We start from the raw sequence: 14,879 nt of genomic DNA, 5'->3' as shown, positions 1-14,879 counted from the left end.
GCGATGGCGTCGCGGCGGCACCTCGTCATCCTCGCGCGGGAGACCCGGCTGGGTCGCGGCAAGCGGCGCCTGGCGGCCCATGTCGGGCCGGTCGCCGCCGTCCACTTCCAGCGAACCGCCTTGGCGGCGCTTCTGCGCCGGCTGGGCGGGGATCCGCGCTGGACGGTCTGGCTGGCGCTGACGCCCGACCGCGCCCGTCCCGTCAAGCCGGCGCCGGGCGTCAACCGGCGTCCCCAGGGTGGCGGCGACCTGGGCGCCCGGATGCGCCATCCCATGCTGAACCACGCGCGGCGCCGATCCCTCGTCCTGCCGCCCGGTCCGGTCGTGGTGATCGGCACCGACATCCCGGCGATCACGCCCGATCACATCGCCGCGGCCTTCCGGACGCTGGGAAACCGTGACTTCGTCTTCGGGCCGGCGGCGGATGGCGGCTACTGGCTGGTCGGCGCGCGGCGCAGGCCCGCCGAACCGCGCGACATCTTCGCCGGCGTCCGCTGGTCCGGCCCTTGGGCGCTGTCCGACACGCTGGCGAACCTTCGGCCGGGGGAAGTCGGGCCGCCGCTGGAGACGCTGGAGGATGTCGACGACCCGGTGGCGTGGAAACGCTGGCGCCGCCGCGAAACCCCGATGTCACGGCTCCCGATATCACGGTGATGTGAAGCATCCCCGCTATGACCGGCCGCCGTCATCGGCCATAGTGCGGGCCATGAAATCGACGCCATTGCTTCAGGCCCTTCATCGGCGGCTCGTCCGCCTGTCCGGCTTTCAGGGTGTGCCGCTGGAGGCCCTGGCGCTCCTGCCCACCACCGGATTGGCGCATGACCATGTTCGGGTCGGCGGCATGGGCGTGCTGTTGCGGGTGCCCAAGCAGAGCCAGCTTGGCCTGCCCGCGAGCGACAACCTGACCTATCAGGCGGCCTGCTTCGAGCGCTGCGGTCCCGGAGGCCACGTACCGGGGCTCCGCGCCGTGCTGCTGCCGGACGAGACGGTGCCGATGGGGGCGCTGGTGGTGGACGAGATCAAAGGCCGTCCCCCCATGCTGCCGGCGGACCTGCCGGCCATCATCCGCGCGCTCGCCTCCATCCACTCGTTGCCAATACCGCCATCTCCAGCGGGCCGGCGTCCCTTGCGCGACCACGCGGATCCGGTCGGCGAGACGCTTAGGGAGGTGACGCGGCATGCGGCGCACCTGGACGCCGCCGGACTACGGCCCGAGGCCCGCCGGGCGATCGATGGGGAATTGGCCTGGGCCGCCGAGTTCGCGCGGAGGGATACCCGGCCACCGATCACCTTGATCTCGTTCGACGCCCATCCCGGAAATTACCTCGTCACCGACACCGGCACCGCCGTGCTGGTAGACCTGGAGAAGGCGCGCTATGGCGCGGCGGGATTCGATCTGGCGCACGCCACGCTCTACACCTCGACCACCTGGGATGTCGCCTGCCACGCCGTCCTCGGGACCGCCGATCTGGCGGCGGCCTATGAGCACTGGCTGAATGCCGTGCCAACGGCCCTGGCGCGCGCCAGCCTTCCCTGGCTGCTGCCGCTGCGCCGCGTGATGTGGCTGTGGTCGGTCACGTGGAGCGCCAAGTGGCGTGTCGAATCCAAGGCGGAAGCCAAGCCGCTGAAGCACCAGGCTTCGGATGCCGAGGACTGGTCGGCGGATTTGAGCGACGCCGCGCTGGTCGATCATGTCGCAAACCGCGTCGCCGATTTCCTGGATCCCGTCACCATCGCCGCGATCCGCTCGGAGTGGCTCGACGCCAACCCGCTGACCGACCTGCTGCCCTCCGGCGGCTGACCCGAAACAGGGCTCTTTGAAATTTGGAAGGACCCGATACGTGAGATCACCGCTTCCAAGCCTGTCGCTGGCATTCGCGGCCCTGGCATTCCTGGCGTCACCCAATCCAGCCCTGGCGGCGACCTGGGACGAGACGCTGGCCTCGGCGCGCGGCGACACCGTCTATTGGAACGCCTGGGCCGGCGACCCCCGGATCAACGATTACATCGGCTGGGTCGCCGAGCAGGTGCGCGGCCGGTTCGGCATCGACCTGCGCCATGTCAAGGTGACGGACACCTCCGACGTCGTCTCGCGCGTGCTGGCCGAGAAGGCCGCCGGCAAGGACCAGGGCGGTTCGGTCGATCTCGTCTGGCTGAATGGCGAGAACTTCGCGGCCATGAAGGAGAACAAGCTGCTGTATGGCCCGTTCGTCGACCGGCTGCCCAACGCCAAGCTGATCGACACGGTCGGCAAGCCGACGACCCTGGTCGATTTCACCATCCCGACCGACGGGATGGAGGCGCCCTGGGGCATGGCGCAGTTCGTCTTCAACTACGACACCGGACAGATCGCCAAGCCGCCGCGGAGCGCCGCCGCCTTGCTCGACTGGACCCAGGCGAACCCCGGCCGCTTCACCTATCCGAGCCCGCCCGACTTCATCGGCAGCACCTTCCTGAAGCAGATGCTGGTGGAGGTGACCGCCGACCCGGTGCTACTCCAGAAGCCGGTGGACGACGCCGATTTCGACCAGGTGACGGCCCCGCTCTGGACGTTCCTGGAGAAGTTGCACCCCAATCTGGCCCGCGGTGGCGAGAGCTTCCCAGCCAGTGGTCCGGCCTTGAAGCAGATGCTGGCTGACGGCGAGGTCGCCATGTCGCTGAGCTTCCACCCCGGCGAGGCGTCGCGCGATATCGCCAGCGGCCTGCTGCCGCCGTCGATCCGGACCTTCGTCCTGGAGCGCGGCACGATCGGCAACACCCATTTCGTGGCGATCCCCTACAACGCCAACGCGCCGGACGCCGCGGCGGTGGTCGCCGACTTCCTGCTGTCGCCGGAAGCGCAGCTCATGAAGCAGGATCCCGCCGTGTGGGGCGACTTCACGGTGCTCGACATGGACCGCCTCACACCGGAGGACAGGGCGAAATTCGCGGCGGTGCCGCGCGGCGAGGCCACGCTGTCGGAGGAGGAGTTGGGCACGCCCCTGCTCGAACCGCACCCGTCATGGATGGTGCGGATCGAGCGGGAGTGGCTGAGGCGCTATGGCGCGGGCTGAGACCCGGCGCCCCGCGCCTCAGCTCTTCAGCGCGGCGACGCCCGGCAGGTCCTTGCCTTCCAGCCATTCCAGGAAGGCGCCGCCAGCGGCCGACACGTAGGTGAAGGAATCCTCCACCCCGGCCGCGGCGAGGGCCGCCACCGTGTCGCCGCCACCGGCGACGCTCAGCACCCGGCCGGCCTTGGTCAGGGCCGCGACGCTGCCGGCGACCGCGTTGGTCCCGGCGTCGAACGGCTTGGTCTCGAACGCGCCCAGGGGGCCGTTCCACACCACGGTGCGGCAGCCCTGGAGCTTCAGGGTGACGTATTCGACGGTGGCCGGGCCGACATCCAGGATCATGCTGTCGGCGGGCACCTGATCGACCGCGACGACCTCGCTCGCGGCGCCGGCCTTGAACTCCTTGGCGACGATGGCGTCACGTGGCAGCAGGATCTCGCAGCCGGCCTCGTCGGCGATCGCCATGATCTCGCGCGCCTTCTCGGCCATGTCCTTCTCGCACAGAGAGGCGCCGACCGAGGTGCCGCGCGCGTACAGGAAGGTGTTCGCCATGCCGCCGCCCAGCGCCAGCATGTTGACCCGGCGGACCAGGTTGCCCAGCAGGTCGAGCTTGGTGGAGATCTTGGCGCCGCCGACCACGGCCGCGACCGGACGCTCCGGATTCTCCAGCGCCAGCGTCAGCGCCTTCAGCTCGGCTTCCATCAGACGGCCGGCCGCGTGCGGCAGCAGGCGGGCCAGCGCCTCGGTCGAGGCGTGGGCGCGGTGCGCCGCCGAGAAGGCGTCGTTGACGTAGATGTCGCCGAGTTCCGCCAGTTGCGCCGCGAAACCGGCGTCGTTCTTCTCCTCCTCCGGATGGAAGCGGAGGTTCTCCATGACGATGATGGCGCCGGCGTGGATCTTGGCCAGCGCCTCCTTGGCTTCCGGGCCGACGCAATCCGGCGCGAAGGCGACCTTCTGGCCGACCGCCTTCGAGACCGAATCGACCACTTGGCCGAGCGAGTATTTCGGATCGGGACCGCCCTTGGGACGGCCGAAATGGGAGAGCACGACGACCTTGGCGCCGGCTTGGGACAGCTCCGTCAATGTCGGGGCCAGCCGGTCGATTCGCGTCGTGTCGGTCACCACGCCATCCTTCGTGGGGACGTTCAGGTCGGCCCGGACCAGGACGGTCTTGCCGTCGAACTCAAAATCATCAAGGGTTTTGAAGCCGCTCATCGGTTCCGTCCCATTCCTCGTCTGTCGCGCGCGGGTAACATCGCGCGCCGGATTTGCGTCCAGGGTGTTCCCTGTGGGCTCCTCGGGAGCCCACGAAGTTCGTGGCATTTTCGTGATGCCGATCGCCTTGGACCGGAACCAACCACAACCGGGCGTGCAAATCAATGTCGCGCCAGATGCCACGAAGCCTAACGTTCCGCACCCCAAATGATTCGCCGAACTATCAGTTGACACCATCCCGTCCCCGGTTTTCATGGAACGGTCTTCTAGACGGGGAGGAAATCAAATGAAGTCAACGATCAAGGCGGTGTCCACCGCCCGGAACAAGGCGGCGATCATCGCCGGCTGCGCGTTCATCCTGTCCGCAGGGGCCGCCAGCGCCCAAGTGTCGGGAGACGCGGTCAAGATCGGCGTCCTCAACGATCAGTCCGGCCTCTACGCCGATTTCGGCGGCCGGGGTTCGGTGATCGCGGCCCAGATGGCGGTCGAGGATTTCGGCGGCAAGGTCCTGGGCAAGCCGGTCCAGGTCATCTCGGCCGACCACCAGAACAAGCCCGACATCGGGTCCAACATCGCGCGGCAGTGGTTCGATACCGAAGGGGTCGACGCCATCGCCGACCTGACCACCTCGTCGGTGGCGCTGGCGGTGCAGGAGATCGGCAAGCAGACCGGCCACGTCACGCTGACGTCGGGAGCGGCGACCTCGCGCCTGACGGGGGACGCCTGCTCGCCCACCGGTTTCCACTGGGCCTACGACACCGTGGCGCTGGCCAACGGCACCGGCAAGGCCGTGGTCCAGGAGGGCGGCAAGAGCTGGTTTTTCCTGACCGCCGATTACGCGTTCGGCTACGCGCTGGAGAAGGATGTTGGCGAGGTCGTCAAGGCGGCCGGCGGGCAGGTGCTGGGTGCCGTCCGCCATCCCCTCAACACGGCCGATTTCTCGTCCTTCCTGCTTCAGGCGCAGGGTTCGGGCGCCCAGGTCATCGGGCTGGCGAACGCCGGGACCGACACCACCACCTCGATCAAGCAGGCGGCGGAGTTCGGCATCGTCCAGAGCGGCCAGCAACTCGCAGGCCTGCTGCTGGTGCTCAGCGACGTCCACGCGCTCGGGCTGGAGACCGCCCAGGGCCTCGTCCTGACCACGGGCTTCTACTGGGACATGGACGACGAGGCGCGGGCATGGTCGCAACGCTATTTCGAGCGCATGAACCGGATGCCCAACATGATCCAGGCGGGGGTCTATTCCTCGGTCGCGCATTATCTCAAGGCGGTCGAGGCGGCTGGCACCGATGAGGGCAAGGTCGTCGCGGCTAAGATGAAGGAACTGCCGATCAAGGACATGTTCGCCCGCAACGGCAAGGTCCGCGAGGATGGCCGCCTGGTCCACGACATGTATCTGGCGCGGGTCAAGAAGCCGTCGGAGAGCAAGAAGCCGTGGGATTATTACGAGATCGTGCGGACCATCCCCGGTGACGAAGCCTATCTGCCCCTGGCGCAGAGCCCGTGCCCACTGGTCAAGAAGTAGACGTCAGCGGGACCGGCCTCCCGCCAGCAGCCAAAGCAGGACGAGGGCCGCCCCGGCGAGGAACAGCAGGACGTAGAGTTTGACGGGGGCGCGGACCGGTTCCGCGCCCTTCGTCTTACCCGGCTTCCTTCCCGAAGGATGCTGCCCGGAAGGGCGGGGCGGCGGAGCATCACGGCGGGGATCGTGCAAACTGACCAGGGTCCAGTCATACACCTCGCCCCTGGCGTTCGGATCGGCGCGCAGCCGGATCAGCCGCAGGAAGGAGCGGGGCGCCGCGCGCACGCTGGCCGCGAAGGCCGCCGCTCCCCCCGCCGCGTCGCCGTGGACCTCGACCGTCTCCCATTTCTTGCCGACCGCGCGCTGGATGACGAAGCGGTCGGAAGCCTCCCGACCCGCTCCCAAATCAGCGCCCATGGGAGTGGCCGCGGCAGGTTGACGCAAGACGATGTCGGGTCTGGAGTGTCCCAGCCATTTGGGCGTCTACTTCGCGGGTAAGGTGGCGCCGGCAGCAAGGCCGGACAATTCAACCAAGAACATGGACCGCCTGACGCGTGATCGTGACCCTGAAACCGTCGTGGGAGACGGCCATCCAGGGGAATGACTCCAAGGGACCGTTCGCGGTTGACCGACCTTGACGAAAGCCGCCACGCCGATCGACCGCCTCTCCCGCGAAACCATGGGAGGCGACAATGCTGACGCTCGCCGATTGTATCGCATTCAGCGACCTGCTACCCGAAGAGATCGATGAAATCTGCTGTCATGAGCGGCTGGGCTTCATGGTCGCCTTGACCAAGGGCCACAGCTTCCTGGAACGTCCGTGGGGACCGACGGCGATCCGCCAGATGATGCGCGACAACCTCACACGGCTGATGCGCGGCGGCGAGCTCAAGCGCGCCGTCCCGACGCTGGAGACCTATCACCGGTTCCAAGCCCGGCATCCCGGCGGCGTCGAACGCCGCGCGGCGTGAGCGTTCGGCCAGCGCCCGGCATCACGCCCGCCGTCCGGGCAGCACCTTGGCCACCGCCGCCTCCAGTTCGGCGACGGTGGTTTCCGCCAGCCTGCGGTCCGGCTGACTGGCGAGGTCCAGCAGGCGCTCGATCGTGTGGGCGTGCAGGTGCAGGATGTCCAGCGCCTTGGTCTCCGTCGGTTCCATCCGATCGCGGACCGCCGACAGCGAACCCCAGACGCGCTGCACCAGCGGATGGCTAAGGCCGACGCTCTGCCGGATCTGGTCGACCGTGTCGATCAGCAGCCCGGCGAGACGCTCCGGGTTGTCGCTCCCCAGCAGGCCTTCCCGGATGACCTCCAGCCGGCTGCGGTCGGATGATATCAGCTCGATCCGCTTGGCCCTGACGCGGGCCAGGACTTTCCTGGACAGCGCCGAGGGCCGAACCAGACCGGGTGGCATGCCGGAGGCGGCGGCCAGCGGCGCCGGGTCGATCATGAAGGCGTCGGCATCCAGCTCCAGGTCATGACTGGGCGGTTGGCCCCGGCCTTCGTCCCGTCCGCCCGCCGGCTTCGGCGCGTAGCCTTGGGGAACACCCGCGGCCGACAGCCCCTTGATGGCGCTTCCACCGGGCGCGGCCTGGGCGCGGCGCCTGTCCGGGCCGAAGAACCTGCGGGTCAGCACATAGCAGCGGGACCGCTGGATCGCCGACTCCAGTCGCGCGGCCAACGCCTTCCTGGAGACCGGCTTTGCCAGGAACGCGGTCACTCCGGCGTCGCGCGCCCGCTCCACCAACTGATGGTTGCTGTGGCTGGTCAGCATGATGACCGGCATCAGCGGGTTGGGGCTGTCGGGGTGGTTGCGCACCAGCTTGGTCAACGCGATGCCGGACACCTCCGGCATCTCCCAGTCCGAGATCAGGACATCGGGAGCCGACCGCTGGATCTGGATGAAAGCCTCCGCCCCGTTGGCGCATTCGGCGAACTCCTGGATGCCAAGGGAGCGAAGCAGACCGCGCAGCACCATCCGGGTGCCGCGATCATCCTCCGCCACCACCACGCGGACGTCCGGAGGGATGTCGATGGTGACGCCGCCATCGCGGGGACTGAGCATCGTGTCGACGGCTCCCTGTCAGCGGCTCCGCCGCGTGCCGGACGATCCGGCCCAACCCATCGGAAACCGATAGCCTCGAACCACGTATAGTTCTTCCGGGTTGCCGCGCAATAATAAAATTATTCTAAAAGTATTTAATCGTTCAGTCCTCATCCTGGATCGTATCAATATCCTCCGCGTCCACCACCCGCCGCGCGATCTGATAGCCGAAGCCGGCGCGGCCCAGCGCCGCCAGGTCCTTGTCCCGATGTTCCGCGCGCGCGGACATTCGAAACGGCCCCAGCCGCCGCCGCCGGGCCAGCGCCACGGCCGCCGCCACCTCCGTGTCGCCGGGAGTCTCCTCGTCCACGGTCTCCAGCGCCGCGGCGATCTCGTCGCCACCGACGCCCTTCATGTTCAGCTTTTCCCGGATCGCCCGCGTCGAGGTGCCGCGGCGGTGCAGGCTGGAAGCCTTCGCCTCGGCATAGGCCTTGTCGTCGAGCAACCCGCTCCGCTCGTAACGCTCGATCAGCGCCTCGATCATGGCGGCACCCTCGGCCCGGTCGGTCCCATGCGCGCGGGCGGAGCGCTCCACCTTGCCCATCAGCACCCGGCGCAGGTTGGACGACGAACTGGCGAACCGCTGGAGATAATACAGCGCGGCGTTCTCGAGATACTGCGCCGTGACGGGCTTCTGAACCTTGCGGTCGGGCCTTGGCCGATCGGGACCTTTGCGATCAGGACCAGACTGATTGGAATCAAGGCGATCCGGACGGGGGGGCCGCGCTCGGGAGGATCGAGAAGGGAAAGCCATGGTTGGTGCTCCTTCACAGAGTGATCGTAGGCCATACCCGAAAAGAAGCATCCGTCCGGCATATGTCTAAAATGTGGTGTCAATAAAGAGAGGAAAACAGGATCTTGAGTGGGTCACCTTTTGGGTGTTCCCCGAAATCTTGGGATCGCTTCGTCATGGATCGCCGCACCTTGGATCTGCTCCCCGCCGCGGCTCTTCTCGCTGGCGGCTTGGTCGTCGGTGGTGCCGTGACGTTGTCGCCCAAGGCGGGGCATTCCGTGATGGTCGTGTTCGGTCCCGGCACCGCCGCCACCGAGGCCGTTTCGCGGGTCATCAAGGCTGGCTGGCTGCCGGTCGCGTCGCCTCGCCCCTTCCTCGTCATCGCGCGTCCAGACACCGCGGCCGAAGCCCGGCGTCCCGACGATGCTTATCTGCTCCTGGACGCGCGCGCAATGTCCGGGTGCCAGCCTCAATCCTCGGAAAGCTCCGCGAAATGACCGCCTTGATTCTTCAGCGCCGTAACATGGCGCTGTTCTCCATCTGCATGCTGTGGCTCCACATTCCGCTGATCGTCGGTTTGTCCTGGGCGATCCCGGGCGAAGGCGCGTTGGAAGCGGCGTTGATCGCCGGTTTCGCGGCCTCGTGCGCCACCTTCGCCGTCTGGCGCGACCCAGCCGGTCTGCCGGCCCGGACCACGATCGCGGTCGCCTATGTCATGGCGGTTTCCGCGTTGGTCTACGAGATGCGGGACACGGCGTGGCAGATCGACATGCATATGTATTACTTCGCGGCCCTGGCGATGCTGGCGGCGTTCGCCTGTCCGGTCACCATCCTGTTCGGCGCCGGGGCGACCGCCGCGCATCACCTGTTCCTCAACTTCGCGCTGCCGGCCGCCGTGTTCCCCGGTGGTGGTGATATCTGGCGGGTCGTCCTGCATGCCGTGATCGTTGTGCTGGAGACCGGCCTGCTGACTTGGATGGTGATCCGGCTGGGGCAGGCCTTGCTGGCATCGGAAATGGCGCTCACCGAGGTCACGCTCGCCCAGGCGGAGAACGAGAGGCTCGCCGCCGCGCGCGAGGAGGAGAGACGGACCGCCGAAAGGCGGCGGCATGACGACATGATGGCGCTCGCCGCCGACTTCGAACAGGGGGTCGGGACCGTGTCGGCAGGCTTGCGCGGCGTGTCGGAGCAGGTCCGCCGCGAGGCGGAGGCGCTGGCCCGGACCGCCGACGCCACCCGGTCCGACGCCGGCGCTTCCGCCATTTCGGCGGCCGAGGTTTCGAGTGGGGTCCAGAGCGTCGCCACCGCCAGCGACGAGTTGACGGCCTCGATCGGCGAGATCAGCCGCCAGATCTCCAACGCGTCCCGCATGACCGACGACGCCAGCCAGCAGGCGCGCGCGGTCGCCATTTCGGTCGGCGCGCTGTCCAAGGGTGCCGACCAAGTAGGCGATGTCGTCCAACTGATCCAGGCCATCGCGTCGCAGACCAACCTGCTGGCCCTCAACGCCACCATAGAGGCCGCCCGCGCCGGCGAGGCGGGGCGGGGTTTCGCCATCGTCGCGGCGGAGGTCAAGGGCTTGGCCGGCCAGACCGAGAACGCCACCGTCGAGATCACCGCCCGCATCGGCGAGATCCAAAACGCCACCAAGGCCGCCGTCGACGCCATCGCCCGCATCACCGGAGCGGTGTCGTCCATCGACGAGGTGACCTCGACCATCGCCTCGGCCGTCGAGCAGCAAAGCGCCGCCACCCGCGAGATCGCCTCCACCGCCCAGCAAGTCGCCTGCGGCGTCGCCGCCGCCGTCCAGGGCATCCAAGGCGTCGGCCGCGCCGCCGACGACACCGGCGACGGGGCCGAGCGGGTCATGACCCACGCCAACGGCTTGAAGACCGAGGTCGAAAGCCTGGACGGCCAAGTCCGCGAGTTCGTCCGCCGCCTGCGGGCGTGAGGTTGACACTTTGTCTGGCGGATCGAGGCGCCGGAGGATCGGGCGCCGCGGCCCGAATGGATCGTTCGTTAGCGGGGCCGTTTCAACTCCGCTTCGGCCCAGAGGGCGAATTCCTCCAACTGGGCCAGCATCCGTCCCGCGTCCATGATGGTTTTGAACCGGGTGCCGTACTGGATCTCATCCTTTTCGCCAAGGATACGGCGTAGCCGGGTTTCCTGCGCCGATGGCAAACGGTTACCAAGGGTATCCCGCAAAGCCCTGATTGCGGCGGCGTGATCCTGCTGGTTCGCGACACCGGCGTATTTCGCCGTGAGGGCGTCCGTGAAGGCGATCGCCGCGTTCACCACTTGTGACATGGCGGGGTTGCCGATGTCGCCTTCCTCGGACATCGTCGCCTCGGTTCTGGCGGCCTTCAGGTACGCTCGGGCAATTCGGAGGCGGCCTTCCAGGAAAGACGGATCGACGGCTTTGGTGGGGCCTTTCTTAGTCATGCCGCCACCATCATGCCGCGGTCTGTCCCGATTTCCCGGTGGCTGACACCCTTGCTTGTCGCTTCGGAGCCTGTCGCTTCGGGGCCAACTCCTCCGGGCGGAAACCAGATAGGACGACGGCCTCGCGGTTGATGCCGGCCCACCAGGGATCACGCTCTTCGACCAATCGCGTGATCTCCTTCGCGCCTAGCCCTATCAGGGATGGCGTGAAGCGCAACGCTTGTCCAGCCGACTCCAGAGCATCGCGCAAGGCCGGCAAATCGAAGGCGGCGATGTCATCCACCACGATGGCGATGTCGAAATCGCTGGTGGACTTGTCCTCGCCTCGGGCAACGCTGCCATACAGCCAAACCGCCAGTGGTCTCGGCTGAAATCCGTCCGTGATCTTGCGGATCTCCGCGAAGATCGTCTCGAACCGCTTCTCCTCGGCCTCGAAAACCGCTTCGATCGCGGCGCATAGCGGATGGTTCTTGCCAAAGCCATAAAGCCGCGTCCTGGCACTACCCGCGACGGCGACGATGCCCGCCTCCTCCAGCGATGCCAATCCAGCCCATACGCTCGCCTTGGCGAGACCGGTGCGGAGAACCAAAGCGGGAGCGGAAAGCTGCCCTCCATGGCGTGCCAATTCCCGCAGTATCCTGACGTTGCTTTCCGATCCGAAGATTTCAGTCAGCGGATATCGCTGGGAACTTTGTGAGGACGAGCGGGTCATGCTGGCCTCCATCATCGTGGCACGCTCCCGGAAAAGTATCGCATGCTGGTTCGACTGGCAAAACCATTGTTCGGCTAGCCGGCCCTAGGTTTGATTACCCGAACCTCGCTTTTGGGTTGGATCGGTGGCCCAGCCATCAGTCACTCGCTCTTGGCATCTGGGGTCAAAATGAATCGAAGTGATTTTCTCCGTGCCGAAGGCGATATTTCGACCTTTGTTTTCAACACGGATGAAGAGGATCAACAAGATGGGCAAGGTTGGTCCGACTCGTCTGTCCATCATCGCGGCGGATCAGGGATCGACTCCGCCAGATCCGTGTCCATCCTGTGAATCCTCTTCATCCGTGTAAAAGAATCACGGATCCAGGACAAAAACGGGGTCGGAGTGGATCGGGGGCCATTCCGATTCCCCTCCCTCCCTACATAAATGCTAAATTTTCCTATAAATCGATCAAAGCCCTTGACTAAGGGAAGCTATCTAGGATTATTATCCGGCGCCCGAAATCCAATACCGAAGGCCCGCCATGACCGCCCCAGCCACAGCCAGCACGCGTCCCAAGTCCGCCACCGCTCCGCTCGTGAACCGGCGGGAGTTGTTCTGCGAAGCCGTCGCGGCGGGGACGTCCGCGGCGGAGGCGGCGCGTCGGGCGGGGTATTCGGCCAAGGGGGCCAAGCAGCGCGGCCATTTCCTGATGAGTCAGGCGGCGGTCCGGCTCCGCGTCGACCAGCTCCGTGTCCGGCACCGGGCCTTCCACAAGGCGGAACTCGACAACGCCGCCGAGATCATGGAGATCGCCATCGGCGACGCGCTCGACGCGAAGAAGCCGATGCAGGTCATGCGCGCGGTCGAGTTCCGCCTGAAACTGATCGGCGTCATCCAGGACCGGCGCATCGCCCACCATTACAATGACGACCGTCCGTCCCCCGACGCCGATGTCGAGGACATGCCCGCCGATCCGGCCGAATGGCTGGACGGTCTTCCGGCGGGATTGGACGAAACTCCGTCGCCGGACGAAGCCCAGGTAGTGACCAAGGATGACCTTCCGCCGGTTTCTGAGGATGATCCCGAAGCGGTCTCGTCCGCCCCCTTGCCGCCGGCCCGCGTGATACAGGCGGTCAGGAGCGGCCTTCCGCCGGATTTCATAAGGGATCTTCCGGCCGGCATGCTGGACGACCTGTGCGACGGGATGGCCGACCTGGCACCAGCACAGCTCAGGAAGCTCACGGCCGAACTGGTGACGTGACGCCTCTTCTGGCGGAAGGGCCCGGCTGGAGGGCTTGGATCGCAGATCCGGCCATCAGCCATTCGCTCTCGGCATTTGTGCCATGCGCCGGTTTCACAATAGGCTGCGCGCACTTAGTTGAAGGGCATCATGAGCACCCATCTCCCGCCACTCCCGCGCGACATCGGCACCGTCAATTGGGTCGGGCTTTGGACGTTGTACCAGCGCGAGGTGCATCGGTTCCTCAAGGTCTATACCCAGACCATCGCGGCTCCGGTCGTCACCACGCTGCTGTTCTACGCGGTGTTCGCGCTGGCGCTGGGCGGCGTGGTGCGGATGGCCGGCAGCGTGCCTTTCCTGGTCTTCCTGGGACCGGGCCTGATCGTCATGGCGATGGCGCAGAACGCCTTCGCCAACACCTCGTCCTCGATGGTGATCTCCAAGGTCCAGGGCAACATCGTGGACGTGCTGATGCCGCCGCTGTCGCCGTTGGAACTGGCGGTCGGCTTCGTCGGCGGCGGCGTCACCCGCGGCCTGCTGGTTGGCGTCGTGACCGGCGCTGCGATCTGGTTCTTCGTGCCGCTGGGCTTCCACTCGCCCGGCTTCATCCTGTTCCATGGTCTGATGGCGTCGATGATGCTGGCCCTGCTCGGCGTGATCGGTGGCATCTGGTCGGAGAAGTTCGACCACATCGCCGCCTTCACCAACTTCGTCGTGACGCCGCTGACTTTCCTGTCCGGCACGTTCTATTCGGTGGACCGCTTGCCACCGACCTTCTGGTGGCTGGCCCACTTCAACCCGTTCTTCTACATGATCGACGGCTTCCGCTATGGCTTCATCGGTCAGTCCGACGGCACGTTGGCGATCGGCGTCGTGGTCATGCTGGCGATCAACGCGGCGCTGGCGGCCCTGCTGCTGCGCATGCTGTCGACCGGTTACAAGCTGAAGGCATGACGCCGCCATGTCCGGACCCTTGCCACCCAGGCCGCGCGAGATCGGGCGCGTCCACTGGATGGGCGCGTGGACGCTGTTCCGCCGTGAACTGAAGCGTTACCTGAAGGAGGCGCTGGAGACCGTCCTGGCGCCCGCGTTCCAGACGCTGGTCTATTTCGTCATCCTGGTCTTCGCGCTGGGGCCGGAGCGCGGCACCCCGGAAGGCGACGCGCTGCTGTCCTTCGCCCTGCCGGGACTCGTTCTGATGGCGGTGCTGTTCCGCGCGGCGGAGACGACGGCCTTCAGCCTGCTGTTCGACCGTATGGAGGGCATCATCGCCGATATCTTGATGGCGCCCCTGGGGGCCGCCGAGATGACGGCGGCCTACGCCCTGGCGGGCGCCATCAGCGGCCTCGTCACCGGGACGGTGGTGCTGGCCGGCGCCATGCTGGTCTGGCCGATGCCGGTGGCGTCACCGTTGACGCTGATCGTCTTCGCTGCGCTGGGGGCCTTGATGATGTCGCTGATCGGCGTGCTGATCGGCCTCGGCTGCGAGAAGTGGGACCACATGGCGGCGGCCTTCGTCTTCATCCTGACACCGCTGACCTTCCTGTCCGGCGTATTCTCGCCTGCCGAGGCGCTGCCGGGTTCGGTCGCCTGGATCATCCAAATCAACCCGATCTTCCACGCCGTCGACGGATTCCGACAAGGGTTCATCGCTGGCGCGCCGTTCCCCGTGGCGTCCTTCGCCATGGTCGGCGGCACCGCGGCGGTTTTGTGGCTGTTGTGCGGATTCTTGATTCACCGGGGCTACAAACTCCGCCCCTGAGCGCGGCATCCACCGCCATTCACCTGGAATTCACATGAGCCGAGGTTCGATTCGGCCGCGCGACCGTTGACATACCCTCACTGGCTTTGGATAGTCTGCGGTCTCCCGGATGACTGTGC

16 protein-coding genes are annotated in these 14,879 nt (G+C 66.7%); 10 read left to right on the top strand and 6 right to left on the bottom strand.

Annotation, left to right across the window (positions count from 1 at the left end; translation table 11 throughout):
• Positions 1 to 3 precede the first annotated feature (3 nt).
• Genes N825_RS22205 through N825_RS22195 form a run of 3 tightly spaced genes read left to right on the top strand, consistent with a single transcriptional unit; the run spans position 4 to position 3,053 of the window.
• Complete coding sequence (locus N825_RS22205) at positions 4 to 654, top strand: TIGR04282 family arsenosugar biosynthesis glycosyltransferase (protein ID WP_037457127.1); 651 nt, start codon at positions 4 to 6, stop codon at positions 652 to 654.
• 52 nt (positions 655 to 706) lie between these two features.
• Positions 707 to 1,801 (top strand): aminoglycoside phosphotransferase family protein, encoded by a 1,095-nt coding sequence (locus tag N825_RS22200; protein ID WP_157619480.1) that lies wholly within the window; start codon positions 707 to 709, stop codon positions 1,799 to 1,801.
• Between the two features lie 40 nt (positions 1,802 to 1,841).
• On the top strand, positions 1,842 to 3,053 hold the full coding sequence (locus N825_RS22195) for an ABC transporter substrate-binding protein (RefSeq protein ID WP_037457124.1): 1,212 nt from the start codon (positions 1,842 to 1,844) through the stop codon (positions 3,051 to 3,053).
• 18 nt (positions 3,054 to 3,071) lie between these two features.
• On the opposite strand, the gene N825_RS22190 is transcribed toward N825_RS22195, so the two are convergent.
• Positions 3,072 to 4,265 (bottom strand): phosphoglycerate kinase, encoded by a 1,194-nt coding sequence (locus N825_RS22190; RefSeq protein ID WP_037457122.1) that lies wholly within the window; start codon positions 4,263 to 4,265, stop codon positions 3,072 to 3,074.
• 286 nt (positions 4,266 to 4,551) lie between these two features.
• On the opposite strand from N825_RS22190, the gene N825_RS22185 reads away from it, so the two are divergent.
• Positions 4,552 to 5,790, top strand: coding sequence for an ABC transporter substrate-binding protein (locus N825_RS22185; RefSeq protein WP_037457121.1), 1,239 nt, complete (start codon positions 4,552 to 4,554; stop codon positions 5,788 to 5,790).
• A gap of 3 nt (positions 5,791 to 5,793) precedes the next feature.
• On the opposite strand, the gene N825_RS36795 is transcribed toward N825_RS22185, so the two are convergent.
• The gene (locus N825_RS36795) at positions 5,794 to 6,204 is read right to left on the bottom strand and encodes a hypothetical protein (RefSeq protein WP_051512763.1); all 411 of its coding nucleotides are present in this window, start codon (positions 6,202 to 6,204) and stop codon (positions 5,794 to 5,796) included.
• Between the two features lie 275 nt (positions 6,205 to 6,479).
• Here N825_RS36795 and N825_RS22175 point away from each other — a divergent pair, with 275 nt between their 5' ends.
• Positions 6,480 to 6,758: a hypothetical protein gene (locus N825_RS22175; protein ID WP_037457118.1), complete on the top strand. Its 279-nt coding sequence runs from the start codon at positions 6,480 to 6,482 to the stop codon at positions 6,756 to 6,758.
• Between the two features lie 21 nt (positions 6,759 to 6,779).
• On the opposite strand, the gene N825_RS36790 is transcribed toward N825_RS22175, so the two are convergent.
• Positions 6,780 to 7,850: a response regulator gene (locus N825_RS36790; RefSeq protein WP_051512762.1), complete on the bottom strand. Its 1,071-nt coding sequence runs from the start codon at positions 7,848 to 7,850 to the stop codon at positions 6,780 to 6,782.
• A 142-nt stretch (positions 7,851 to 7,992) separates the two neighbouring features.
• Positions 7,993 to 8,643 carry a regulatory protein RecX gene (locus N825_RS22165; protein WP_084164966.1) on the bottom strand — a complete coding sequence of 217 codons (651 nt, stop codon included), beginning with the start codon at positions 8,641 to 8,643 and terminating at the stop codon, positions 7,993 to 7,995.
• Between the two features lie 155 nt (positions 8,644 to 8,798).
• On the opposite strand from N825_RS22165, the gene N825_RS22160 reads away from it, so the two are divergent.
• Together N825_RS22160 and N825_RS22155 are read left to right on the top strand one after the other, a co-directional pair.
• The gene (locus N825_RS22160; RefSeq protein WP_037457116.1) at positions 8,799 to 9,119 is read left to right on the top strand and encodes a hypothetical protein; all 321 of its coding nucleotides are present in this window, start codon (positions 8,799 to 8,801) and stop codon (positions 9,117 to 9,119) included.
• Complete coding sequence (locus N825_RS22155; protein WP_037457114.1) at positions 9,116 to 10,573, top strand: methyl-accepting chemotaxis protein; 1,458 nt, start codon at positions 9,116 to 9,118, stop codon at positions 10,571 to 10,573. The genes N825_RS22160 and N825_RS22155 overlap by 4 nt, the downstream gene beginning before the upstream one ends.
• Before the next feature lie 68 nt (positions 10,574 to 10,641).
• Here the strand turns inward: N825_RS22155 and N825_RS22150 are convergent, their stop codons facing one another.
• Both N825_RS22150 and N825_RS22145 read right to left on the bottom strand, forming a co-directional pair.
• Positions 10,642 to 11,064 (bottom strand): hypothetical protein, encoded by a 423-nt coding sequence (locus tag N825_RS22150; RefSeq protein WP_037457112.1) that lies wholly within the window; start codon positions 11,062 to 11,064, stop codon positions 10,642 to 10,644.
• 10 nt (positions 11,065 to 11,074) lie between these two features.
• Positions 11,075 to 11,776 carry a MarR family transcriptional regulator gene (locus tag N825_RS22145; protein ID WP_198038823.1) on the bottom strand — a complete coding sequence of 234 codons (702 nt, stop codon included), beginning with the start codon at positions 11,774 to 11,776 and terminating at the stop codon, positions 11,075 to 11,077.
• A 523-nt stretch (positions 11,777 to 12,299) separates the two neighbouring features.
• Here N825_RS22145 and N825_RS22140 point away from each other — a divergent pair.
• The 3 genes from N825_RS22140 to N825_RS22130 all read left to right on the top strand — a co-directional run bounded on the left by N825_RS22140 (position 12,300) and on the right by N825_RS22130 (position 14,760).
• Positions 12,300 to 13,019: a terminase small subunit gene (locus N825_RS22140; RefSeq protein ID WP_037457109.1), complete on the top strand. Its 720-nt coding sequence runs from the start codon at positions 12,300 to 12,302 to the stop codon at positions 13,017 to 13,019.
• Between the two features lie 129 nt (positions 13,020 to 13,148).
• Positions 13,149 to 13,952, top strand: a complete 804-nt coding sequence (locus N825_RS22135) for an ABC transporter permease (protein ID WP_037457265.1) — start codon at positions 13,149 to 13,151, stop codon at positions 13,950 to 13,952.
• 7 nt (positions 13,953 to 13,959) lie between these two features.
• On the top strand, positions 13,960 to 14,760 hold the full coding sequence (locus N825_RS22130; RefSeq protein WP_037457107.1) for an ABC transporter permease: 801 nt from the start codon (positions 13,960 to 13,962) through the stop codon (positions 14,758 to 14,760).
• Positions 14,761 to 14,879 lie beyond the last annotated feature (119 nt).

Source organism: Skermanella stibiiresistens SB22, from assembly GCF_000576635.1.
GTDB classification, from domain to species: Bacteria; Pseudomonadota; Alphaproteobacteria; order Azospirillales; family Azospirillaceae; genus Skermanella; species Skermanella stibiiresistens.
Note: the sequence above shows the minus strand (reverse complement) of the source record. Positions and strands in the feature narration are given on the sequence as shown.